General features: G+C 40.9%; 13 protein-coding genes and 3 pseudogenes. 12 read left to right on the forward strand and 4 right to left on the reverse strand.

The window, feature by feature from the left end; genetic code table 11:
* The first annotated feature begins 79 nt into the window (after positions 1–79).
* The 8 genes from PN838_RS12580 (at position 80) to PN838_RS12615 (ending at position 19,433) form a co-directional block, all read left to right on the forward strand.
* Positions 80–1,420: a cadherin-like domain-containing protein gene (locus tag PN838_RS12580; RefSeq protein ID WP_272180887.1), complete on the forward strand. Its 1,341-nt coding sequence runs from the start codon at positions 80–82 to the stop codon at positions 1,418–1,420.
* Positions 1,380–6,851: a cadherin domain-containing protein gene (locus tag PN838_RS12585; RefSeq protein ID WP_272180888.1), complete on the forward strand. Its 5,472-nt coding sequence runs from the start codon at positions 1,380–1,382 to the stop codon at positions 6,849–6,851. Before PN838_RS12580 ends, PN838_RS12585 begins: the two co-directional genes overlap by 41 nt.
* Positions 6,817–11,826 (forward strand): cadherin-like domain-containing protein, encoded by a 5,010-nt coding sequence (locus PN838_RS12590; RefSeq protein WP_272180889.1) that lies wholly within the window; start codon positions 6,817–6,819, stop codon positions 11,824–11,826. The genes PN838_RS12585 and PN838_RS12590 overlap by 35 nt, the downstream gene beginning before the upstream one ends.
* A 98-nt stretch (positions 11,827–11,924) precedes the next feature.
* The gene (locus tag PN838_RS12595) at positions 11,925–12,614 is read left to right on the forward strand and encodes an Ig-like domain-containing protein (RefSeq protein ID WP_272180890.1); all 690 of its coding nucleotides are present in this window, start codon (positions 11,925–11,927) and stop codon (positions 12,612–12,614) included.
* Positions 12,614–16,789, forward strand: a complete 4,176-nt coding sequence (locus PN838_RS12600; protein ID WP_272180891.1) for a putative Ig domain-containing protein — start codon at positions 12,614–12,616, stop codon at positions 16,787–16,789. Before PN838_RS12595 ends, PN838_RS12600 begins: the two co-directional genes overlap by 1 nt.
* A 505-nt stretch (positions 16,790–17,294) precedes the next feature.
* The gene (locus PN838_RS12605) at positions 17,295–17,549 is read left to right on the forward strand and encodes an MBL fold metallo-hydrolase (RefSeq protein WP_272180892.1); all 255 of its coding nucleotides are present in this window, start codon (positions 17,295–17,297) and stop codon (positions 17,547–17,549) included.
* A complete protein-coding gene (locus tag PN838_RS12610) occupies positions 17,510–17,830 on the forward strand; it encodes a hypothetical protein (protein WP_272180893.1) in 321 nt (106 codons plus the stop codon). Before PN838_RS12605 ends, PN838_RS12610 begins: the two co-directional genes overlap by 40 nt.
* A 73-nt stretch (positions 17,831–17,903) precedes the next feature.
* Entirely contained in the window at positions 17,904–19,433 is a 1,530-nt protein-coding gene (locus PN838_RS12615) for an HD domain-containing phosphohydrolase (protein ID WP_334313354.1), read from the forward strand.
* Between the two features lie 182 nt (positions 19,434–19,615).
* Here the strand turns inward: PN838_RS12615 and gpsA are convergent.
* The 3 genes and pseudogenes from gpsA to grxC form a co-directional block, all read right to left on the reverse strand.
* Positions 19,616–20,628 (reverse strand): annotated as a pseudogene (gene gpsA / locus PN838_RS12620) (NAD(P)H-dependent glycerol-3-phosphate dehydrogenase).
* A gap of 31 nt (positions 20,629–20,659) precedes the next feature.
* Complete coding sequence (gene secB / locus PN838_RS12625; RefSeq protein ID WP_215963333.1) at positions 20,660–21,163, reverse strand: protein-export chaperone SecB; 504 nt, start codon at positions 21,161–21,163, stop codon at positions 20,660–20,662.
* Positions 21,164–21,178: 15 nt separating this feature from the next.
* The gene (grxC, locus tag PN838_RS12630; RefSeq protein WP_272180894.1) at positions 21,179–21,880 is read right to left on the reverse strand and encodes a glutaredoxin 3; all 702 of its coding nucleotides are present in this window, start codon (positions 21,878–21,880) and stop codon (positions 21,179–21,181) included.
* Between the two features lie 216 nt (positions 21,881–22,096).
* Here grxC and gpmM point away from each other — a divergent pair.
* Both gpmM and PN838_RS12640 read left to right on the forward strand, forming a co-directional pair.
* Positions 22,097–23,628, forward strand: a pseudogene (gene gpmM, locus PN838_RS12635) (2,3-bisphosphoglycerate-independent phosphoglycerate mutase).
* A 97-nt stretch (positions 23,629–23,725) separates the two neighbouring features.
* Positions 23,726–24,874, forward strand: coding sequence for a murein hydrolase activator EnvC family protein (locus PN838_RS12640; RefSeq protein WP_272180895.1), 1,149 nt, complete (start codon positions 23,726–23,728; stop codon positions 24,872–24,874).
* A 19-nt stretch (positions 24,875–24,893) separates the two neighbouring features.
* On the opposite strand, the gene PN838_RS12645 is transcribed toward PN838_RS12640, so the two are convergent.
* The gene (locus PN838_RS12645) at positions 24,894–25,427 is read right to left on the reverse strand and encodes a DUF1569 domain-containing protein (protein ID WP_272180896.1); all 534 of its coding nucleotides are present in this window, start codon (positions 25,425–25,427) and stop codon (positions 24,894–24,896) included.
* Between the two features lie 430 nt (positions 25,428–25,857).
* On the opposite strand from PN838_RS12645, the gene PN838_RS12650 reads away from it, so the two are divergent.
* The gene (locus PN838_RS12650) at positions 25,858–26,118 is read left to right on the forward strand and encodes a divergent polysaccharide deacetylase family protein (protein ID WP_272180897.1); all 261 of its coding nucleotides are present in this window, start codon (positions 25,858–25,860) and stop codon (positions 26,116–26,118) included.
* A pseudogene (locus PN838_RS12655) lies at positions 26,075–26,592 on the forward strand (divergent polysaccharide deacetylase family protein). The gene PN838_RS12650 and the pseudogene PN838_RS12655 overlap by 44 nt, the downstream one beginning before the upstream one ends.
* Positions 26,593–26,616: the final 24 nt, after the last annotated feature.

Below are 26,616 nucleotides of genomic sequence, written 5' to 3' on the forward strand. Positions count from 1 at the left end.
TAACACGGGCAGTAAAATGATAGTTTTTCTAAAACGACTAATACACACCTCGACAATGGTAGGCCTCTGCCTGATTGTAATGTCCTGCGGTGGTGGTGAAAATACAAGTGACAATACGGATGAGAGTTCTCATTCAACTGCCGATAGTGCCTCAGATTTAACGCCTGCCGAAATGGCAATTAATGCCACAACTTTAAACCGCATCACTTTTTCGCCTGTAGCAAAAATTGGTGGACAAAACGTCAATTCTGCTTTGACCTACAATGCCGCTTTGCTAAATGCTACGGGTAACTTTAAGTACCCTCTCGCTGGCGACTTATTTACTGGCAATGTTACAGTTTCGGTAACGGCAGAAGATACCGATGGTATTAAACGTGTCCTACTTGGTTTCTCAGGTACAAGCGATGTTTTAGTGGTTTGTGAAGAAAATTGCGGAACTGCAGTTTCAACTATGGTTAATGGTATTAGCCCTCATTTATTTGGATGGCAGTCAGGAGAAAATAGTCTGCAACTTTGGGTTGAAGACGTCGCAGATAACTTACAACAAGTTGCAACAGTCAACATTAATTGGCAAAGCAAAGTCATTACTGGCGTTGCAGCAAGCATCGACGAAACTACAGACACGCTCAATGTCAATTGGGATGTCAATGCCAATGTCCTTCGATACAACGTGTATGTCACCACTGAATTTGGTTTAACAGGCCCAAATTACGTTGAACTAGAGGGCGGTGACGCCAAATTATCATTAACTACTAATTCTGCAAGCTTAACTGAAAAACCCATTGGAAATTCCTATTATATCTTAGTAACCGGAATCGACGGTACGGGTGAAAGTGCATACAGCAATACCTTGTTATTAGAAGGTGATGTCATCACCACAGCCCCAATTGCTGTGAATGACGCTTTTACCGTTGTTGAAGACGCCACATTAAATGGCAACTTTATGACGAATGATACCGTATTTGATGATGGCGTAATTTTGGCCAACACGATAGCGGTTAACAATCCTAGTAATGGCCAAGTCACCATCAACAGTGACGGTAGTTTTAGCTATGTACCAAATAACAACTTTACCGGTACAGATTTATTTACTTACGCCATTTTTAATGAAAACAACCAAACAAGTGAAGCATCGGTCACTATTACGGTTACTCCGGTAAATGATGCGCCAACGGCACTTGACGATAATATCATCATGACAAGTTTGCCTTTTACATCCTCTGAAAGTGGTGTGTTAGCCAATGATAATGACGTTGACGGTGACACTCTTACCGTTGCAATTGATTCAACAAACTTACCAGCCTTTGGTACCGTGCAGTTATTTTCAAACGGTACATTTGAATATACTCCTGCTGAAAACTTCGTTAATTATGACCGCTTTGGCTACACTATTACCGACCCTTCTGGCGCAACTAGCTAAGGCAATTGTCGAAGTCACCACCCCAGATTTTAACGGTTACCCGCCGATTACGGTAAACGATCAGTTTCAGTTAAACGAAGACTCATTACTTGTTGTTAGTTCAGAAAATTCAATTACAAACAATGACTTTGATGAAGACACCGCGATGAGTGAAATTATTCTCACACTGATGCAAACTACTCAAAACGGTACTTTGCTACTCGCTTCCGACGGCACATTTAGTTACCAACCAAATCCCAACTTTTTTGGTTTAGATACTTTTCAGTATCAACTTGCTGATGAAAAAGATAATGCAACTTCTGCTACCGTAGAATTAACCGTTGTGGCGCAAAATGACATTCCAACAGCTTTAAACGACAGCTATAAACTAACCAATGATGCGACATCGCAGGTGCATAGAAGCTTTGGTGTATTGGCAAATGACACCGACATTGACGGCGATAATATCAATGTTGACTTATCGAGTGTTACCCAGCCAAGTTTTGGCGAAGTGGTAATGGCGGAAAATGGGAGTTTTAGCTACACCGCCAATTCAGATTTTGTTGGGACAGACAGTTTTAGCTACCGCGTAAGTGACGGTAGTTTACTTAGTTCAATAACAACCGTTTCGATTAATGTCGTAGATGTAATCGCAACAACCGAAGATATAACGCCAATTGAAATCGCATTGGCGGACATTTCAGATCAACTACCAAACAACGCTACGTTGAATACCGTAAGTGCAAGTAACGGTACAGCAACCTTCAGTAACGGGGTTGTGCAATACATTCCAGAAATTGGTTTTGACGGCATCGACAACTTACTGTTAGTTTTTGATTTTGAAGATGGTGAATTTGAAGTTAATTTGCCGGTTCGTGTAAATCTTAGCAACCAAGCGCCACTCTTTATTTCCTCTGAACAAGTTACTTTGTCTGAAAACGCGACTATTAACAGCCTTGTCATCGCGGTATTAATCGAGGATGAAGACGTTGAAAATAGCACATTCACCCTAAGCGACGATTCAAATACGTTTGCTATTGATCAAAATTCAGGTCAAATCACCTTAGTTGCACCAGTCAATTTTGAACAAATCTCAAGTTATCAAATTTCAGTTATTGCAGAAGATCCGCTGGGCGTAACTGCGAGTCAAAATATTACAGTTTCAATCATTGATGTGCCTGAAGCACCAATGATTACCAGTAACTCAGCGTTAACGATAGATGAACATTTAGCTGCTGGAACATTAATCTATTCCCCAATCGTTTTTGACGGTGACAACGAAACCGAATTTACCTTTGCGTTAGCTAATGGTGGCGATGCATTTAGTATTGACCCAAATACCGGTGCTATTACCATCGACAACCAAGCGTCTGTTGATTTTGAAACGTCACCGACCTTTAATACCGTCATCACTGTGACTGACAGCACTTCGCTCAGTAACGACTTTGCATTTACAATTTCATTGCTTGATGTGAACGAAGCTCCATCAATATCAAGCCACACGCTGCTCATCGAAAGCCTTGTCGAATCATTTTCCGAACCGCAAACAACGGCCTTTATTACGATTGAAGCAACAGAGTACGATCTATCAGATACCTTAACTTGGACGTTAACAGGCTCTTCTAACTTTGCAATCGACGCCCAAACTGGTGAAATAAGTATTATTGCCAATGCTGCGTTCGATTTTGAAACAACCCCACTTTATTCCTTAAGTGTTACTGCTACTGACCAAGCCGGATTAAGCGACAGCTATGATATCCAAGTCAGTGTTACAAACGAAAATGAACCGCCAATGATCACAAGCGATTCTGCCGTTAGCATTAATGAAAATATCAGTTCAGGCACACTAATTTATACGCCGGTCGTCACTGACGGTGACAACGAAACCGAATTTACCTTTGCGTTAGCTAATGGTGGTGATGCATTTAGTATTGACCCAAATACCGGTGCTATTACCATCGACAATCAAGCCTCTGTTGATTTTGAAACGTCACCGTCATTTGATACCGTTATTACGGTTTCCGACGCGTCAAACCTCAGCACGGATTTTGATTTGGCCATTACATTAGTAAACGTCAATGAAGCACCTGAAATCACAAGTCATACGATGTTAATCGATCCATTACTTGAGTCATTCTCGCCTGAATCTGCAACGTCCTTCATAACGTTTGATGCTCTAGACGTTGACGCGCCAGATACCTTGACTTGGACGTTAACCGGCTCTTCTAACTTTGCAATCGACGCCCAAACTGGTGAAATAAGTATTATTGCCAATGCCGTGTTCGATTTTGAAACAACCCCACTTTATACCTTAAGTGTTACTGCTACTGACCAAGCCGGATTAAGCGACAGCTATGATATCCAAGTCAGTGTTGCAAACGAAAATGAACCGCCAATGATCACAAGCGATTCTGCCGTTAGCATTAATGAAAATATCAGTTCAGGCACACTTATTTATACGCCGTTTGTCACTGACGGTGACAACGAAACCGAATTTACCTTTGCGTTAGCTAATGGTGGCGATGCATTTAGTATTGACCCAAATACCGGTGCCATTACCATCGACAACCAAGCGTCTGTTGATTTTGAAACAACACCGACCTTTAATACCGTCATCACTGTAACTGACAGCTCTTCGCTCAGTAACGACTTTGCATTTACAATTTCATTGCTTGATGTGAACGAAGCTCCATCAATATCAAGCCACACGCTGCTAATCGAAAGCCTTGTCGAATCATTTTCCGAACCGCAAGCAACGGCCTTTATTACGATTGAAGCAACAGAGCACGATCTATCGGATACCTTAACTTGGACGTTAACAGGCTCTTCTAACTTTGCAATTGACGCCCAAACTGGTGAAATAAGTATTATTGCCAATGCCACGTTCGATTTTGAAACAACCCCACTTTATACCTTAAGTGTTACTGCTACTGACCAAGCCGGATTAAGCGACAGCTATGATATCCAAGTCAGTGTTACAAACGAAAATGAACCGCCAATGATCAAAAGCGCTTCTACCGTTAGCATTAATGAAAATATCAGTTCAGGCACACTTATTTATACGCCAATCGTCACTGACGGTGACAACGAAACCGAATTTACCTTTGCGTTAGCTAATGGTGGCGATGCATTTAGTATTAACCCGACAACCGGTGAAATCACAGTAAACAACCAAGCGTCTGTTGATTTTGAAACGTCACCGTCATTTGATACCGTTATTACGGTTTCCGACGCGTCAAACCTCAGCACTGATTTTGATTTGGCCATCACGTTAGTAAACGTCAATGAAGCACCTGAAATCACCAGTCATACAATGTTAATCGATCCATTACTCGAGTCATTCTCGCCTGAATCTGCAACGTCCTTCATAACGTTTGATGCTCTAGACGTTGACGCGCCAGATACCTTAACTTGGACGTTAACCGGTTCGAGTCAGTTCTCTATCGACGCGCTAACTGGTGAAATAAGTATTATTGCCAATGCCGCGTTCGATTTTGAAACAACCCCACTTTATACCTTAAGTGTTACCGCTACTGACCAAGCCGGATTAAGCGACAGCTATGATATCCAAGTCAGTGTTACAAACGAAAATGAACCGCCAATGATCACAAGCGATTCTGCCGTTAGCATTAATGAAAATATCAGTTCAGGCACACTTATTTATACGCCGGTCGTCACTGACGGTGACAACGAAACCGAATTTACTTTTGCGTTAGCTAATGGTGGCGATGCATTTAGTATCGACCCAAATACTGGTGCTATTACCATCGACAATCAAGCCTCTGTTGATTTTGAAACGTCACCGTCATTTGATACCGTTATTACGGTTTCCGACGCGTCAAACCTCAGCACTGATTTTGATTTAGCCATTACGTTGGTAAACGTCAATGAAGCACCTGAAATCACAAGTCATACGATGTTAATCGATCCATTACTTGAGTCATTCTCGCCTGAATCTGCAACGTCCTTCATAACGTTTGATGCTCTAGACGTTGACGCGCCAGATACCTTAACTTGGACGTTAACAGGCTCTTCTAGCTTTGCAATCGACGCCCAAACCGGTGAAATAAGTATTATTGCCAATGCCACGTTCGATTTTGAAACAACCCCGCTTTATTCGCTAAATGTAACGGTAACGGACCTTGCAGGCTTAACCGACAGCTACGATCTTGATGTATCAATTACCAATGAGAACGAAGCTCCCATTGCTGTAGACGATGTAGCGAGCGTTGTAAATTATGACTCAGTTGAAATATACGCGTTAGAAAACGACTCGGATCCAGAAGAAGATGCACTTTCGATTGTAAACGCAAGTGCTGAGAATGGCTCTGTATCTATCGTTGAAGGGGCTTATCTAGTTTATATACCAAATGCCGATATAACGTCGGACATTGTCAGCTACACAGTGAGTGACGAGCAAGGTTTAGAGACTGTTGCACAAATCCAAGTGACTGTGACCCCGCTTTCTTTAGCGGGACAACATGACATCAATGGCGACCAAGTAGATGATATTGATGTCACATATGATAGCGATAATGATGCATGGAGCTTTGCCGTCGCAAATCATGTTGAGTCTGCTTTTGAGATTATTGACAACAAGCAGTACCCATTCGAATTAGAAAGTGACAACACGTCAATTTACACAACACTGTCTGATCAATCGGAGCATAATTTTGGCATCGTCATAGATGAGATGCTTTATTACGTGACAATCCCGTTATTGGATACCATGGCCTCTTTGCAAATTGACTTTAACGCTACAGACTTAACGACGTTATTAACTGACGTAGACCTCTTAGGCGAATTCATCCTAAGTAAACCGACTTATTCGGGTAAAAATGCATTCCAACGAATCGCCGTTAATCCACTTGAAGTCAGTGGTGCATCAATAATATTTGACGACACTTTTGGGGTTAAAACAGGTAGCTATACTTATGATAACGGTCAAGAAGAGTTTACTTGGGCGTTAAATGGAAATGATTTGTCAATCACTTTGACGAGCCCAAAAGTTGACGAAGAAACGGTAAGTATTGACGAACTTTTAGAATTAAATGCGATTGACCAAACAACCTATGACACTTATGTTGCCAACAATGGTTCGAGTGACGCTGAGGTTACGGTTTCGATAGAAACCACCAGCTTAACTTTGTCTCTGGTCAAAAACCGTGCACTTTACTTAGACGTCATCGAGAGCTTTGAGGCGATATACAATTTGCCGTCAGAACTTGGTAGCGGCAGTGTTCAAGTAAATGAAGAAGACAAATCATATCGCCTATATCGTCGTCCAACTATCGGTACTTATACATTTTCTAATTTATCCGGAAATGTTGTTTTACCTTTGTTTGACTTGTCGAAATCAGATTACGAACAAACAGCAATTAATGCATTTTTTGATGTAAATGGTTCCGGCTCATTAGTTGACTATAGGTCTCAATTTCAATTGGAGCATTAATGAATCGTCAGAATTGGAAGTCAATATTGAAAACGGCGATTCTTATACCTTCACTAAGGTAACCTTTGATGATAGCGCTTATGAAGTACTTATTAGTGGCACAACCTCAGATCAAACCCTTTCTGCAATTGGTTATATTGTAAAAGAGCAAGACTTATCGTCTTTAGATTTAACTAACTTGCTAACAAATAACGTATTGCTAGATGGCCGCAGTAACAGTCAGTTAGATAGTTTTGATGGCGACGGTCAATTACAAACTAAATACCTAAATGCGCATATCATCAGCAGTATAAGCGCACAAAATGCACCCGTTGGCATGGTTGAATCCACCGGAATTATGAGCTATTCCGATAGCAGTAGTGTCACTAACTGGGCTGCACAAATTGAGAATGACGCTCTGTATTTAGTGCAATATTTTGATACTGAACAAGGCCTGCAATATTGCGATCCGAAGAGCGACAGCGGTTGTTACGAAGTTCTTATTAACGAATTAAATGTTAAAGCCTACGACCCTGAAACTAATCGTTTGTGGGTCGTTGAATCTATGCAAGTTCTAGACTTTGACTCGATATTGCTAGAAGAACCAGCCCCAACTTATGATGTACTTGTTGAGTTTTTAACGTATTACACAATTTCACCAGCCGCCAATCCGGTAGACGATGCTCTTACGGTAAATGAAGAAGAATTTGCTGCAAATATAGATGTGTTAACTAATGATTTAGATAGTCAAAATGCGGCAACTGAAATGCAACTTGTCGGCGCGACTGCGTTTGCAGGCATGACATCTTTAGATATGTCTGGTCAACTTGATTATTCTACATCGCCAAACTTTAACGGCGAAGATACGATTCAATACGTCGTCATAGACAGTTTAAACAACCTAGGTACAGCGAAAGTCGTGTTAACCGTAACCCCTGTTAACGATGAACCAAATGCCTATTCCGATATATTTACTTTAAATGAAGGTGACTCGATTGCCCTAAACCCATTAGCAAACGACGTTGATATTGACGGTGATACATTGACCATAGTGAGTTTTGAGGCAACAACAAACGGTACCTTGACTCAAAATGGCGATGGCACATTGCAATACACTCACAATGGATCAGAAACCATCACAGATTCAACTACTTATATTGCGACAGATGGCACTGTGAATGTTAGTTCAACAATAGATTTTATTATTACCTTAACAAATGACACACCAGTTGCAGTAGATGATACAGCGAGCTTAAACGAAGCAAGCAGCACAACAATTAATGTTAAAGTTAACGACAGTGATGCGGAGAGTTCGCAAAATGATCTCATTGTTTCAATAAATCAGCACCCGACGTCGGGCACTGTTACCGTCAATGGTGATGGCACGATTACCTACGTACATAGCGGTGATGAAACGATTGCCGATAGTTTTATTTACGATTTAAGTGATGGCGAATTAAGCAGTAGCGCCAATGTCGATATTACAATTACGCCGGTCAATGATGCCCCAGTCGCGGTTGATGACGATGCAACAGTCGTAAATTACAGTAGCCTAAACTTCGACGTATTAATAAATGACACCGATGCTGACGGCGATGCATTGACCGTATATTCTGCCACAGCTGTATCCGGTAATGTGGTTATCGAAACTGACAATACGTTAACCTATACGCCAATAGACAACGCAACAAGCGATACAATAAGTTATGTTGTTTCAGATGGGCAACTGCAAAGCGAAGCGGCAACCGTCACCATCACTGTCTCTCCAAAACCATTAGTTGGTACTCTAGACATTGATGCAAACAACTCCGATGATATTGTTATTACCGATGTTGGTGAATCTAACGAGTGGCAAATTGCCGTGACCAATGTTGACCTACTTTTTGAGATTAAAAACAGTAGGTATTATCCGGTTGAATCCGAAATTGATGGTTCGTTTGATTTGTCATTGTCATACAGCAGCAGTGATACTCAATTTGGAGCCGTTATTGGAGATGAGTTGCACATTGTAGATATGTATGACTTATCAGATTCCGCGAAAATTTCTGCGGATCGTGTTGGTACTAACTTACCTAATAACTTTGACCAACTGCCATTGTCATTTGAATTAGTACAAGCATTCCCTATAAGTAAAGATGGTTACGTACAGCAGAGTATTGGTGTTCACCCTCGTTTTTCTTCCGGTGATATCTATTACTTTGAACGACTAAACAACACAGGTAAAGTGATTGACCTAACGGGTGAGCAAGAATTTACTTGGACCGAAGCCGACGATGTAATCACTATTACTATGGTTAACCCAACTGAGTACCCTGAAGAAGTTACTGCAAGCAGTCTGTTGGATTACAATTTAATCACACAAACTGAATACGATAATTTTGTTGAGACGACAGAAGATGAGTATCAAACCTTTGCTATCACCGTGTCAACGACGTCCAAAGTCATCCAAATCACCGACAATGTTGAACTCTATTTTGATGTAGATATCGAGACTCAAACGCGCTATGTATTAGCACCGATGACTGACTTTGCTGGGGCTACGTATTATCAGTATGGCGATCCATCAAGTTCTCGTTTATATGATAAAACAACCGTTGGCACTTATGGTACAGCGGACTTATCGGACGAAACCTGGTACTTACCACGATTTGAAGAACTCAATAATGTCTTTAACCGCACTCATTATGCCAGCGACTTCTATAGCGACGGAGCAACGGGCTATATCGGTAATTTGTCAGCCGGTTTCGATTGGCAAATTGATAGTGACGGCGTAATTACTGTCCAGATAGATTTCGATCCTAACTTTGAAAACTATACGCTTACACCACTTAGCGAAAGTTCAGAGCATAGGGTTGTTCTTGTAGAAGCCACTAATACGATTGACGGTAACAGCTACGCGACATTAAGTTACTTTGCGAAAGACAATACAGTTAGTACTTCTGACATTCTTAATTTTGTTAGCGACAAAAAGTTATTGAGCTCGTTTGTCACAGCAGCACCTGCTAGTTTTGACGAAAATGGCCAATTGCTTGCAGACGACTTATTCTCATTTAGGTTATTAAGTTCAGCAGCAATAGGAGCACCAGACGGAGAGAGCGAAGTCGTAAGAGATAGCGCGTATAAAAATGGTGACTCAATTAATCTTAACCAAACAGATTGGACATGGTCAGAATTCGAAGGTGAAATCAGCCTCAAAGGCTACTACGATGAATTCATAAGTAGTTATATATTTTGTGACCCTGAAGTTGATCAAACCTGTTTAATACTGCGCGAACGAACGTGGCAAGTTATCAATATAGATCTTGTCAACCGCACTTTATGGGTGGTCGAATCTGAACAATTTATTGACTTATTACCATCTGAAAATGAAGGAATAGCGACCTATTATCAGCTTATTTCTCCGCGTATAAACCACTATCAAATTAACGATCCGCTTTATTTAACCGATGATACGGCGACTGCTATTGAAGAAGTGGCGCTAAATGATATCGATGTATTATCGAATGATCTAGACAGTAAAGGTAGCACTGGAAATCTGCGAATTATTGGTGTCAGCGCGGTGTATGGTGATGTTACAACCGATGGCACAACTATCGATTACACCCCAGCTGTCGACAATAATTACCAAGATACCGTGAGCTATATCGTTGCCGATGAATACAATCAATACGATAATGCTACGCTAACCATTGATATTACTCCTGTGAATGACGGGCCAAGTATTAACTCGACTCCGGACACATCAGCCACAGAAGCGATAACCTGGGGTTATCAAATATCGGTAATTGATGTTGACGACTTTGACCAATCCACAGACTTTACATTTACGATAGTCCAAGGCCCTGTTGGCATGGCAGTAAGCTCGTCAGGTTACGTAACGTGGACTCCTGGAGATAGTGTAACGACATCTGGTGAAGTAATCATTGAAGTTGCCGATGGCGGAGAAGACGGCGCGGCCCCTGTCACTCAGACCTTTACAATTACGGTTGACGTAAACTCACTTCTTAATAACATCAGCTATACCGATAGTACAGTGCAAACCTGTCTTAACGGTCTTTACGATGGTTCGACGGCTCGAATGTTGGATGTGAGTTATTTCAGCTGTGACACAGTTACTACATTAGATGACTTAGCGTTATTTGATAACTTACAATCCTTGCAAATATCTAGTGCATCAGATTGGTCAGAACTCCCTAATTTAGATTTATCTGAATTTAGCGCATTTGACTCAATCGATATTCCGGACTGGAGCCTTCTCACAAGCAATTCAAGCCTAACGACGCTAACGCTTTACAATGTTACGCTTGCAGATTGGTCATTTTTAACTGATCTAAATTTAAATTATTTAAATTTAGATTTTAGTAATTTAAATAACTTATCTGAAATTACTCACATGACAAATTTGCAAACGCTTTTATTGACGTCAAACAATATTTCAGATTGGTCAGGAATGACTAACTTTTCGTTAACGCATTTTTCCGCAGCGGAAACAAGTTTTTCAGATTTGTCATTGTTAGCATCTATGACCCAAATGGAACACCTCAAACTTTACCAAACGGGGGTTTCTGATTGGAGTAGCTTAAATAATTTCAACTTGCAGACACTAGAAGTACAAAACACTAGCTTTTCAGATTTAAGCTTACTATCTAGTATGTCTAATTTAAATTATCTTAATATTTCTGACACTCCTACAACAGATTTTGTTGGACTATCAAATTTTCAACTTGTTAGCTTTTTCACAGCAAATACATCGTTTGATGACAATGCAATGTCTTCACTTGCAAATAGTTCAAGTACGTTAATTGAACTTAATATCAACAACACTAGTGTGACCGACCTTTCACCATTACTAACATTCGTAAACCTACAGTCGTTGCACGCCGATATTGCAGGCACGAATCCAGCAGGAAATGCAGTTTTACTCACCCTATTCAATAACGGGGTCAGTATTCATGATGCTGAAGACAGTGACGAAAATTCAATTATGGACTTTTAGAAGATCCGGACGGCGATGGCCTAATCAATTCCATTGACCCGGACGACGACAACGACGGTGTATTAGACGGCTCTGACGCTTATCCTTACGACGACACGTTGAGTGCGGCGGATGATTTTGCACCATTTGTTGAATACAGTGACTACCCGATGACAGCCGCCTTTACCAACACGGACGCATATTGGTTTGACCAATCTGACGAATTTACATCCGGTGGTTCTGCACTGCGTTCTGGTGTCATAGGTGGTAATCAAATATCAGCAATAGAAACAACGGTAAACGGCAGTATCGACGGAGGCCTACTAACTTTCGATTGGAAAGTTTCCTCAGAAAGCGGTTTCGACTTATTAAGCTTATATGTTGACGGTGTTCTCATAACGTCAATCAGTGGCGAGCAAGATTGGACTCAATACCAATATACGCTCACAGAAGGAACACATGATGTTGAATGGGTATATTCCAAAAATCACGGCGGCACCTATGGCGGCGATGATGCAGGTTGGTTAGATAACGTTAACGTTGTTGTTTACGATATTAATGACGCACCAATTATCAACGAAATGTCGATTAATTACGGCAGCATGAATGTCTTAGAGAACTCAACAAGTTTATTTACGGCAACCGCAACTGACGAAGAAGGTGATACCATATCTTTCTCATTATCAGGAACAGATGCTGCTCTATTTACAATTGATAGTAATGCGGGAACGGTAAGCTTTACCAATGAACCTAACTATGAGGCCCTGATGATAGCAATGGTGACAATGTCTACGAATTTAATATTGTAGTGACGGACGACAACGCTAATTCCGAGTCCTCTTCAGAACCGATTTCAATTTCCGTAGTTAATGCTCAAGAAGCGCCGGTCTTTACATCAACAGATACAATTTCTGTTTTTGAAAACGCGACCTTAGTTACTACTGTCGTAGCCGCAGACGATGACAGCGCAGATACGATTACTTATTACTTTAGTGAAAGCGGTGCTGATTCGGATAAATTCAACATAGACTCTACAACCGGTGTGCTTACATTTAACGAAGCGAAAGACTATGACATGCCGTCAGATTCTAATTATGATAATGTTTTCGAAGTTATTGTAATAGCTGAAGACAGCAGTGAGAATAACCTAAGTGCTACCCAAACTATACTTGTAACGCTGTTGAATCTAAATGAGCCACCGGTCATATCCAACCAGCAAACATTTGGTATCGCGGCTGAAAATCAATCCTCAATCGTCACTGTCGGTGCCTACGATCAAGATAGTAGCGACTCAATAACGTATAGCTTATCAGGGACAGATGCAGCCCTTCTCAGCATTAATAGCAGCACTGGTGTTGTAACTTTTAATACCCAACCAAACTTCGAAGCTGCGATAGACAATGGCGCTGATGGCATCTACGAATTTACCGTAACAGCCACCGACAGTGGCGATGGCAACTTATCTGACAGTATTTCTTTTGAATATTCCATAGCAAACGTTAATGAAGCTCCTGTGATTTCTACCACGTCAAGCGGTGATGCCGATGAAAATCAGTTAGTTGCTTTTGACGTCGATGCGACTGATGTTGACTCTGAAGATACACTGACTTATACCATCAGCGGTACCGATGCGGGATTATTAACTATTAACAGTTCAACAGGGCTAATAAGTTTTGCAAATGCACCTAATTTTGAAACACCAGTCGATTCTGGCGCAGATGGTATCTATGATTTTGTAGTTACTGTAACCGATTCAGGCAGTTTGCAGGACTCCGTTGCTATGGCCGTAACGTTAAATAACATTAACGAAGCGCCAGTTATTTCAACTAGCGATTTAATTTACCCCGATGAGAATCAACTCACCGTTGTTGATGTTGACGCCGACGATGATGACTCTAGCGATACACTAACTTATAGCCTTACAGGTACGGACGCTTCATTATTGTCGATAGACAGTGCAACAGGTGTTGTTAGCTTTAATACTTTGCCTGATTTTGAAACTGCAATTGATAATGGTGTTGATGGAACCTTCGAATTCTCAGTAACGGTAACTGACGATGGTACTGGCGCCCTATCTCATACAGTTGATTTTGTTGCCACTATTAATAATTTAAATGAGCCTGCCGTTTTCAATACGGCAAATAGCGTGACCGTTGATGAAAATGATTACACTATTATGACGGTTTCTGCGACAGACCCAGAATCCGATACAGTAACTTATGCAAAAGCTGCGGAAAGTTCGGACGGCGAATTTTTTGCAATCAATTCATCGACAGGCGAGCTAACATTCTCTTCGTTACCGAATTTTGAAGCACTAGATGACAGTGACGCAGACAATATATTTATCGTTGCCATTGAAGCGACTGAAGCTGGTTCTGGATTAGTGACAACCCAGAACATCGCGGTGACATTAGAGGATGTGGTCGAAAATATCGAACTGGCATTGGACACAACCTTCAATAATACGGGTATTCAAAGCTTTAATACCTTTGCCGACAGTTACAGTGAATACTTGGTAGACGCCGTTCAAGACGCCGCTGGCAATCGTTATTTAGCGCTTCAATCATCTGATAACACAACCATTATAGTAAGTAAGTTGAATAGCAACGGTTATTACGACGTAAGCTTTGGCGTTAATGGTATTAAGTTCATAGACCCCAATAATTTGCAAGACTATAACGTAGAGATGTTTGAAGATTCACCTAATGCATTTACGGTGGCTGACATAAAAATTGATGACACTGGTAGAGTTTACCTTGCAGGTACTCAAGACGATGGTTCATATATTGACGCTATGGTGATACGTTTAGATGCCTCTGGTCAACTAGATAGTTCATTTAGTAGCGATGGCAAATACGTGCTATCAACCCCTTCTTCACCTTCTAAAGCCGTCGATGTGTTAGTGCATTCGGCCGGTACTGAAATATATGCTCTTTCAGAAAGTAATGGCAACGAGATGGTTATCGAATCAATATTTACAGTCGACGGTAGCTATTCAAATGCAATTGCTGAAGATGAAGATAGTTTTGAACCTGTTGTGCTTGGTGAAAATAGCAGTGGTAATATAATTGAAATTACCAATAACTTAACAAGCACTTCAATTGATGTCGTTGAGTATGATACGTCTTTGGTTAGTCTTGATTCGAAAAACATCAACTTAGCTGGCACAGCGTTAAGCTGTTTATTGTCATCAACTAACGATAAAGCGTACTCATTGATGCAACCCGATAGCAGCACTCTGTTAATTGGCGGTAGTACGAACTGTTTAAGCGGCGGTGGTGGTTCAAGTGAAGAAGATGCATTAATTGTAAGGCTGTCAGCTGACACTCTTAACTACGACACAAGTTTTGACGGTAACGGAATTGCAATGCGAGATATCGATGGCTCAGGAGACGACGACCCTGTCATTTCAATAAGCCAAGATAGCGCAGGTAATATTGCGTTTTTGACAAAAACCTCAATTGGCGGCGGTAATTCATTTGGCTTGACGATGAGTCAATACGAACCGACCGGCATCCTAAGTTCACTTAGTTCTATTTTAAGTGCTCTTGACCTCACCCAGACTTCTGGTTCTGTCTCCGGTGTGCATGCCGTAGTTTTACAGGACTTAACTGATGGGACAGATAAATTAACATTAATATCCTCACGTGAATTACCTGGCGAAACAATAGAATTAGAAACCTATCTAGTCGAGTACACCCCAGAGGTAGATACAGACCTGTCACTGAAAATAGATGAGACCAGTTTTGTTTATGACTTTAGTCCGGTCAGTACGCAAAATATTGCTAGTGCATTGTTAACTAGCGGTGGCGACATCTTTACGACATCGACTCGTTTCAATAGTGGCTCCGGATCAAGTTATCAAGGCTTTAGTTTACACCAACATTATCTGTCTAATGGTTTACAAAACCAGAGCTTAATAGGTAACCGCTATTTGGGGGTAATTCACCATGATGGCAGTGACGACGATTATTATGCGGAACTTTCAGGCGGCATCATTGAGTTAAGCGATGGAAGTTTAGCGGTTATCAAAGCGATAATTGATGATTCAAGTGAAGTGTATTCTGTTTCGATTGAAAGAACGAATATGTCTGGTACGGTTTTAAATTCAATTGAAACCTCAACAACTACCGGTTTAGTTGACTTCGGTATTATTGAGTCAGTTCATAGTAACTACAATCCAAATACAGAAGAAATAATCATTTACGGTAAAGTCATAGACAGCGTCTCTGAATCCCAAGACTCTTACATTGTTAAGTATGATGTGTCTGACCCTACGATGATATCAGAAGTATATAGTTCGGTATTTGACGTATTTGAGGTTGATGAGGACGACTACCTAACAGCCGCTATAATCTTAGATGACGATGATGCTGATGGCATGGGTGATGTCATTGCTGTAGGCACAGCGTATTACTACAGTAGTGAAAGTCAGTTAGATGCCTTTGCCATTAACGTTCAGCAAGATGGGACACTTTTAACCACATTTGACGGGGACGAAGATAATAACCATGCCCTAGAGCTATATATGACGAACAGCAACGGCTTTGAAACAAGAACGATGGTTAAGCTAAGTGATGACTCTCTCGTTCTTGCTGCCAATGATGACTATTATAATGAAGCTTATTTGGTAAAACTCACGCATAGTGGAGGCGGTATTTATCAAGTAGATATTACCTTCGATACTTATATAGAAGAGGGTGAGAGCGCAGACTATGATGATTACCTTCTTTTAAAACCTTTGAGCAATATTGGATCAGGCGCACCACTAAATTACTTCATTAATGATATGGCTGTTGACGACCTTGATAATATTTATATTGTAGGGTCTGTTGATGCCTATGATGTATATGGCTTTGTTGCTAAAATGTCTGGCTACACGGGTGCTTATGATAATCTATTTGGTGGTTTGAATTACCTGGTTTCTTTATTCCTGCTGGCCGAGCCGCTTGTGACTATGCTGGTTTACCAACAACGGAAATAGATATTTGTGATGTATTCACCTTCGAAAAATACAAATCGACAACTATATCGATGGTTCTTTAATAATCCACGGCCTAACAAATGGGCTAGAAGGACAAACTAATACGACCATTATGAAGTTTAACGAAATCGTCGATGACACTCCCTAGCCTATGACTTATTTCAGCTAGGAGCTTAACCTCTATATGAAAGTAACATTTTACGGAACACGGGGCTCCTGCCCAACGCCTTAGCAAAAGCACTCTTAAATACGGTGGCAATACCGCCTGTGTTTTAGTTGAATCGGAAGATGGTCGAAAACTTATTCTAGATGCCGGTACCGGTATTAGAGTACTGGGTGATGAAATGGTGAAAAATCACGACGACATTTATTTGTTGCTGTCTCACAATCATCATGACCATATCCAAGGCTTTCCTTTTTTAAGCCTCTTTATCAGGCTGGGCGAAATATTTATATCTATCCAGCAAAGACCAATCCAAACCAACCTCGTGCCGCAATAGAGCAAATGAATGGTAGCTACTTCCCTCTCGAAGAACACGAATTAAAAGCAAATTTTGAATTCAAAGATACATCGTGGGAACAACAACCAGTAACCATAAACGGCTTTCGTGTTCACCGTCGAGAAATTAATCACCCAAATGGTGGTGCTGCCTATATCGTCGAACATGGCTCTAAGCGGGTTGCTTATGTTACTGACAACGAATTAAATCCCCCAATAAGATGGCGACATCCGCATATGAATGGAAAGAGTTTCTATTAGGTGTAGACTTAGTTATCCACGATGGTCAATACATCGAAAAAGATATGCCACTTAAACATGGCTGGGGTCACTCACTAATTTCCGAAGTCGTCGATTTAGCAAAATGTGCGAATATTAAAATGCTCGCGTTTTATAGTCATGATCCGGATAGAACCGATGATGAAATTGATCAATGGCAACAAAAAATAGACAATATGAAACTTGATAATGACATTTTTTTGCAAAAGAAGGTCAATGTATCGAGCTTTAAACAAACAGCAATAAGTAAATTAGTAGTTTAACTCTAGAAATATCACTATAATTTAGCCTGTAACAACAAAATAGCTTCAAAAGCTTTTGGGAATTGAGAACTTAATGAGTACTGACTTTAGTCAATCGGCATTAGACCATCTAATTAATATTGGTGTTGAGCTCTCAACAGAGCAAGATACAACCAAGCTATTAGAACACATATTAGTTAGCGCTAAAGAGTTGTCTAATGCAGATGGTGGTACCATTTATTCAATTACTGAACAAAAGACCCTAAAATTTGAAACCCTAATGAATGACACATTAGGTATGTATATGGGCGGTACATCAGGGACTAATATCCCATTTCCTGACATTCCGATGTATATCGATGGTGAACCAAATCACAATGCTCTTGTTGCCTATGCTGTAGTTTCCGACACCGTTATTAATATTGAAGACGCCTACAATACGGGCGACTACGATATGAGTGGCGCACGTAACATGGATGAAAAAACGGGTTACCGAACAAAATCGGTCCTAACTATTCCTATGAAAAATCATGAGCAGGAAATGATTGGAGTAATCCAATTAATTAATGCTCAAGATGGCGACAATATCATTGGTTTCGAACCGCACTTAGAACACATCATTCGATCGCTTGTGTCAATGGCGGCAGTCGCGCTTACCAACAGACAGTTAATCGATGGCATGGAAGAGCTTTTCCAATCTTTAACACGCCTAATAGCCCGCGCGATCGATGAAAAATCCCCATATACTGGCGGACACTGTAACCGCGTACCTGAACTTACGATGATGGTTGCAGAAGGTGTTTGCCGACAAAACGTTGGGCCGCTTGCTGATTTCTATTTAGATGAAAAAGACAAATACGAATTATCAGTTGCCGGTTGGTTGCACGACTGCGGAAAGATTGCGACCCCAGAATATGTAATGGATAAAGCCACAAAGCTAGAAACTATTTACGACAGGATCAGCCTAGTTGAATGCCGTATTGAACTGGCGAAAAACGAAATACTCGTCGCCCATCAAGCTAAAATCATCGACGGTTTAAAAAATGGTCTGGATGTTACCGAACTAGAACAAAATCTACCTGCCATACTGAGCGAACTAGACGACGACAGAGAGTTTTTATGTAAAGCCAATATCGGTGGTGAATTTATGCGCCCTGACGACCAACAACGGGTGAGTGATATTGCAGCGAAACATACCGTGACCATAGGTGGTGTTCGCCAGCCCTTGTTAACTGAAAACGAGATTTATAACCTTGCTATCGCAAAGGGTACATTGACACCTGAAGAACGTGAAATCATTAACAATCATATGGTCGTCACCATCGACATGCTAGAGTCTCTGCCCTTCCCTAAACATCTTCGCAATGTCACCGAGTATGCGGCTGGCCATCACGAAAAAATGGACGGTACGGGTTACCCAAGAAAGCTCAAGCGAGACGAAATGTCGGTCCCTGCCAGAATGATGGCTATCGCTGATATTTTTGAAGCATTAACAGCGGCAGATAGACCCTATAAAGAACCTAAAAAGCTTAGCGAGTGTTTGCGTATTATGGGCTTTATGAAACTAGACCAACATATTGACCCAGATTTATTTGATGCGTTTGTCGACCATAAGTCTATTTAGACTATGCATACCAGTTCATTAGTAAAGAACAGATAGATGAAGTTGATGTGACAAAGATCCTAGGTTATGTCTTACCAAAAGACCGAGAATATAGTTAAGCCCGTAGCGATTTTTTAATCGTTAAGATACTTTTAATAAATACCTCTAGTTCCTAAAACGTACTTTCCCTCTCAAGACTCACACTATTCAGATTTTGGATCCCGCGCTAATAAAGCCATAGCAGCCTGAGCGGCAGGTTTGTCTTCGTATAACACTTGAAAAATTTGCTCAGTGATAGGCATTTCAACATTATTACGTTTGGCTAGCATATACACTTCTTTGGTATTTCTATAACCTTCAACAACCTGACCAATTTCAGTCATGGCATCATCAACACTTTTTCCTTCACCTAAAGCCAAGCCAAAGCGACGATTACGTGATTGGTTATCGGTACAAGTCAAGACTAGGTCGCCAAGGCCAGCCATCCCCATAAAGGACTTTGACTCAGCGCCTAACGCGACGCCTAAACGCATCATCTCCGCTAATCCGCGGGTAATTAATGCTGTACGTGCATTTGCGCCAAAACCAATACCATCGGCCATTCCAGCACCAATAGCGATAACATTTTTCACCGCTCCGCCTAGCTGAACCGCGGTAAAATCAGCATTGATATACACCCGAAACTTACGTTCACAATGTAAATAGTCGCTGAGTTTTTGACAAAACTCTTGATCTTCAGATGACAAAGAAATTGCTGTTGGTAAACCTGCAACCATTTCTTTTGCAAAGGTAGGGCCGGATAAAACAGCAAGTGACGGTTCACTTCCTAACACATCTCGAGCAACGTCTTGTAAAAGTCGACCCGACTCTGGGTCTAACCCTTTGGTAGCCCAACAAATTTTGGCATTCGAAGGTAACCAAGGTTTTATCTGAATTAATAAATCTGAGAATACATGACTCGGCACGACAACAAGATGAATGTCAGCCTGTTTAACCGCTAATTCGAGATCATCGGTAACATCTAACGATTCAGGAAAAGTTGCACTCAAGGTAAATACTTTGCGTTTTCCCGCGAGTTTTGCATTTGTTCAATTTGAGTTTTATCCCTACCCCACATGATCACATCGTGACCATTGCGAGCAAAACAAAATGCTAGGGCCGTTCCATAAGAACCGGCGCCTAACACTGCAATTTTATATCGTTTAGCAGCTGTCATCATATTCCCAGACTTAAATCCAACGAAGCAATTACGCGTCTAGTTTTTGACCTTCGCCAGCCGCTTCAGCAGTCGCTTTAGCTTGTGCTTGCTGTACATATTGAGCAAATAACGCATCAAAGTTTACTGGTGCTAAGTTTAGCGCAGGGAAAGTACCGCGATTAACTAAGTTAGAAACTGTTTCACGAGCATAAGGGAAAAGTGTATTTGGGCAGAACGCGCCTAACATGTGTGCAGTTTGTGCTTCTGGCATGTTACCGATAACAAAAACACCAGCTTGCTGTACTTCACATAAAAATGCAGTTTGACCTTCAACAGTCGCGGTTACGGTAACAGATAATGTTACTTCAAAAACACCTTCTTCAATTTTAACGCTACGGTTATCAAGATCTAATTTTACGTCTGGCTTCCACTCTTTAGTGAAGATAGCTGGTGAGTTAGGTGTTTCAAACGACAAATCTTTAACATAGATACGTTGAATCGAAAATTGTGGTGCAGCTTGATCTGCAGCAGGTGCTTGGTTTTCTTCAGCCATGGTTTATTCCAGTAATTATTTTATTAAAAGATTGTCGAGTTTGTTTGCTCGCTCTAACGCCATCAAATCGTCACAACCACCGACATGGTAATCGCCGATGAAGATTTGAGGCACGGTATACCCACCTTTTGCACGTTCAATCATTGGCGTGCGAAACTCTGGGTTTTGATCTATTTTTATTTCATTAAATTCAACGTTCTTCGCTTTTAACAAAGCTAAAGCTCGAGAACAAAACGGGCAATACGCCTTCGTATAAATGTCAATTTGAGCCATTAATTCGATTTCACTATTTTTCTTAACGACAGGTAAATTAGCGCCTGTCCAAGTTTGCATGCCGCCCTGTAAAACAGTGACTTGCTCAAATCCAGCTTTGCTAAGCAAACGTGCTGCACTTTTTGCAGAAACCCCAGCATTACATACTACAACTATGGGGTCCGACTTACGTTTTTCAAGAGAACCAAACTGCTCTGAAGTAATTTTGTCCAACGTTAAGTTCAGCGCATCAGTGATATGACCCTTTGCAAAGTCTGCCTGTGGGCGAACATCCACCACTACGCCATTTGAACGATTTACCATCATAGTTAAGTCTTGTGTACCAATCACTTTGATTGGTGACATTGCGCCACTCACAAAACTAGACACCAACATGACAAATAAAATTGCCCATGCCATTGTCATCATATAATGGTTACCGAGAAATTCGATAAATTGTGTCATTGTACCCATCCATTTATTTCAAAAGTCGCGCGATTATACCTATTTCAAAGCAAGAAACCAAAAGCTTATAGAATGAAAGTTATATTTCATTTTGCTCCACCCTATCAGGTTCATACTTTTCATAACCGCAAATTACAATTTGTTATAAAAACTTAATTAAAAACAGGTTAGAATAAAGGCACTAAAAAATGAATTCAGCCTAAAAGTGAAGCTCCTATGTCAAATAAAAAACCTTTCGTTTTAGTGATTATGGATGGTTGGGGATATCGTGAAGATACCACTAATAACGCCATTGCTAATGCCAATACTCCTATTTTAGACGCACTATGGAAAAACAAACCTAGCACGTTAATTTCTGGCAGCGGTTTAGATGTTGGTTTACCTGACGGTCAAATGGGTAACTCTGAAGTTGGCCACGTTAACCTAGGCGCTGGACGTATTGTTTATCAAGACTTCACCAAGATCACAAAGGCAATAGACGACGGCACATTTAACGAAAACCCAGCGCTAGTTGCTGCCGTTGATAAAGCCGTCGCTAATGACAAAGCTGTACATGTTATGGGTTTGATGTCACCATAGGTGGGGTTCACAGCCATGATGACCATATTTTAGCAATGGTTAAACTTGCCGAGCAGAAAGGCTGTAATAAAGTTTATGTCCATGCATTCTTAGATGGTCGTGATACGCCACCACGAAGTGCTGAAAATGCATTAGCCAAATTTGAAGCTCATTTTGCTCAATCTGGTCAAGGTAAAGTCGCGTCACTAATTGGTCGTTATTATGCAATGGACCGCGACAATCGTTGGGATCGAGTTGAAGCGGCCTATAATTTATTGACACTAGGTGATGGTGAATTTACAGCTTCAACGGCAGTCGAAGGCCTTAAAGCCGCCTACGAACGTAATGAAAACGACGAGTTTGTTAAGCCGACCATTATTGGTACAGCAGCGCCAATAAGTGATGGCGACTCTGTTGTATTTATGAACTTCCGAGCCGACCGCGCACGTGAAATCACACGAACATTCACTGAAAAAGAATTTACAGGTTTTAATCGTACTGCCATTCCTAATCTTGCACACTTTGTGACATTAACGCAATTTGCTGCTGATATTGACGCCAACGTTGCCTTTCCAAAGGTTGAGTTGACTAATGTTATGGGTGAATGGTTTGAAAAACACAATAAAACACAGTTGCGCATTTCGGAAACTGAAAAGTTTGCCCACGTGACGTTTTTCTTCTCTGGTGGTCGCGAAGATTTATATGTTGGTGAAAAACGCGAACTTATTCCTTCGCCGCAGGTTGCTACTTATGACTTACAACCAGAGATGAACTCTGAGTTATTGACGGACAAACTTGTCGCAGCTATCAAATCTCAAGAGTTTGACTTCATCGTTGTTAACTATCCAAATGGCGATATGGTTGGTCATACGGGTGTGTACGAAGCCGCTGTTAAAGCGTGTGAAGCGGTTGACCACTGTATTGGTCGTTTGGTTGATGCACTAGAATCTGTCGGTGGTGAATGTCTTATCACTGCTGACCACGGCAATGCTGAATTGATGACTAATGCAACAACTGGTCAAGCCCATACTGCACATACTAGTGAGCCAGTACCCTTCATTTATGTTGGTCGAGATGCGCAAGTTGTGCCTAACGGTAAATTAAGCGACGTTGCGCCAACGATTCTTAAATTAATGGGCATGGAACAACCTGCAGAAATGACAGGCAAACCGCTCATGTTGGTTGACTAAATCATCACCTAACACATTGTTAGTTGATTAATTTCCAACAAATTGATTAGATAGGGGCTTATTGCCCCTTTTTATTTTTGTGGACTGCACAGTTAATATGACATCGTTCAAAAATGTTGCCTTTGGTTGGATGATTTGCGTATTTTCGCTATTGTACTTCGCATTACCTGCGTATGCCGAAGATGCCGTGAGCAAAGAGACCGCACGGTTAAAACTTGTTCAGGACAATATCAAGCAACAGCGTTTACTGCTTGAACAACAAATTAAAAAAGAATCCAATATTGAAACTCAGTTTCAAGCCGCCGAACTCAAAGTTGCAGAACTTGCACTTAATCTTGCGCAAACCGAACGACAAATCTCTGCAACACAAACTAAAATAAGAAACCTAGACAAAGAACAATCTGAACTACTAAAACAGAAAAAATTGCAGCAAAAAGTACTCGGTGAGCTAATTAAAACAGCTTACTTAAGTGGTAAACATGACTACACTAAGCTACTTCTTAATCAGGACGATCCGGCACAATTGGAACGCCTTATTACTTACTACCGTAAAATTAATGACGCACGGGTTGCACAACTTGACGAAATTCAAGCCGTATTTACACGACTGACCGAAGTTGAAGAACAACTTATTGCCCAAAAAGAACAGCTTGCCATTAGTAAAGCAGATCAATTAAACGACAAAAAACAACTTCTCAGTTCCCAAATGGAACGTAAAGCAGCGTTAAACAAACTGCGCTCAAATATTAAAACCGACAAACAAAAACTCGAACAATTACAACTCGACCAAGAGCGACTCACAAACGCGATTGCCCGCGCCAAAAGAAATGCAGAACGCGATCCTGAAAACTTAATCGGTTTGTATAATTTGAAACGCAAACTCAAATGGCCAACTCGCGGTCGTTTAGTTCGTAAGTTTGGTCAACGTAGAAGCGGTGCATTGCGTTGGAAAGGCGTTGTTATTGACGGTAATTTAGGCAATAGAGTCAATGTAATCGCAGACGGTATTGTTCTATACGCAGACTGGTTAAAGGGTTTTGGTTGGGTAGCTGTTGTAGACCACGGTAAAGGCTATATGAGTTTATACGGGCATAACCAAGCCCTGTTAAAACAAGCCGGTGACTATGTTGAACAAAATGAACCCATCGCACTTGTCGGTCAAAGTGGCGGCCAGCAATCCGCTGGACTATATTTTGAGATTCGTTACAAGGGCGAAACTGTAAATCCTGCTCGCTGGTGTCGTTAATATCGCCACTATTGTTAAATTAACTAATAATCTCATCTAGATGGTTGTTGAGGTGCATGATATGCGCCATTTCAAATTCACGTTTAGTTAATGCACCATACGCAAAATGCGGGGCTAATTGGCCTTGATATTGATCAAAAGCGACTAATGTATTTCTAAGATACGTCAGCGCAACTTGCGCACTTTTATGCTTTGCTATGTTGGGTGCTCCAGTAATTGGCTCACTAAGGCTATGCGTCATTTGACCTTTATGCTCAAAAGCGGAAAAAGCCAGCTTACCTATTGTTTCTTTAAACACTCTCGACTTGTGAACTGGAAATTTTGTCATTGAATACTCGACACTCTGAGCACAATGCATAAATATTTGATACGGTTCCCAGACCCCGCTCGAACTCAACTCTTGTCTCGACAAACGGTCTATAACCGTAAGTGCATATTCAGTTGTAAGTTTGTCCTTACTTACCTTGTTAATAAATAAATTTAAGCCTACGATACCTGAAATGGCAATTCCTGAAGTGACGATTGAGCCTTTAATAAATTGCCGACGATTCATGTGACTTCCTTCAAAATTAAAATACGAACACCGTTTATGGGAGTGTATTACAGTTTTACTCAAGTTCAGTGATAAGTTTATACGTGCAGTTGCCAAAAAGAACTCGTTTGCTTCTTTTTCCATTTTAAAAGGTGATGTTGAGTTTTATTTAACAACATGCTTTTAAGCAATTGCCCTCGCTAAAGCCTGAACCGCTTAAATCGATCAATAGTCGGCTTTTGATCCAGAAAAAACATTCAATATAATTGCCGTAAAAGAGTGCAACCAATTGCCGCTCGGTTATAATAATTGTCAATTAAGAATAACGATTGATTCGTTATCAAAAATAATAAAACACAATAATAAGAGTCGTACGCTAACTTGAACCAAATTACGTGTTGGTTCGTCTTGATCTTGAGCTTTGTTTTTCTACAGCTCATGCTGGCTATAGGTGGCCATTGTCATTGACGATATAGGATATAAACAGAGCGACAGAAAACTGCTTGAATTAAGCGGACAGCTTACGTATGCCGTTTTGCCACACACCCCACTTGGTTATGCCTACGCCAAACACGCCAGTAATAATCATCGCGACGTCATTATTCACTTACCCATGCAAGCCAATACTCACAATGAGTTGCTTGGACCAGGAAGCTTTGACTCAATCAATGTCAAAACAGCTTTATCAACGAACACTGTTGGCGGCTCTTGAAGATATTCCATTTGCTGTTGGAGTCAATAACCACATGGGGAGTTTGTTAACTCAACAGGAAAAACCTATGGGTTGGACCATGGAATTATTACGTCAACACAATATGTTTTTTTGGATAGCAAAACCACTAAATACAGCAAAATTGAGAAAGTCGCTAAAGAGTACGGTGTGTCGTCTCTAAACAGAAATATATTTTTGGATCATCACCGTAATAAAATTGCCATTGAACGGCAGTTTAATAAATTAATAAAAATCGCTAAACAACACGGTTCAGCAATTGCCATTGGGCACCCTTACCCAGAGACGTATCAAGTACTAAAAAGTCAACTTAAACGATTGGAGAAGGAAGGGATAGAATTGGTGCCGCTTTCGACATTACTAAAACCGACAACAGTTCCTGTGTTTTTGGTTAAAGATGACGAAGCTGACATATTAAAAGCCCCTGCCCTTGCAACCAAAGACGCAACACACTAATTCACAATAAAAAGTTTAATTAGT

Origin of the sequence: Psychrosphaera algicola (genome assembly GCF_028401425.1) — a bacterium.
Lineage (GTDB): Bacteria > Pseudomonadota > Gammaproteobacteria > Enterobacterales > Alteromonadaceae > Psychrosphaera > Psychrosphaera algicola.

Coding starts and splice junctions, on each gene's coding strand:
- PN838_RS12610 (WP_272180893.1), top strand. CDS start 17,510: ATGGCGACATCCGCATATGAATGGAAAGAGTTTCTATTAGGTGTAGAC.
- PN838_RS12615 (WP_334313354.1), top strand. CDS start 17,904: ATGAGTACTGACTTTAGTCAATCGGCATTAGACCATCTAATTAATATT.
- grxC (WP_272180894.1), bottom strand. CDS start 21,880: ATGACACAATTTATCGAATTTCTCGGTAACCATTATATGATGACAATG.
- PN838_RS12640 (WP_272180895.1), top strand. CDS start 23,726: ATGACATCGTTCAAAAATGTTGCCTTTGGTTGGATGATTTGCGTATTT.
- PN838_RS12580 (WP_272180887.1), top strand. CDS start 80: ATGTCCTGCGGTGGTGGTGAAAATACAAGTGACAATACGGATGAGAGT.
- PN838_RS12605 (WP_272180892.1), top strand. CDS start 17,295: ATGAATGGTAGCTACTTCCCTCTCGAAGAACACGAATTAAAAGCAAAT.
- secB (WP_215963333.1), bottom strand. CDS start 21,163: ATGGCTGAAGAAAACCAAGCACCTGCTGCAGATCAAGCTGCACCACAA.
- PN838_RS12645 (WP_272180896.1), bottom strand. CDS start 25,427: ATGAATCGTCGGCAATTTATTAAAGGCTCAATCGTCACTTCAGGAATT.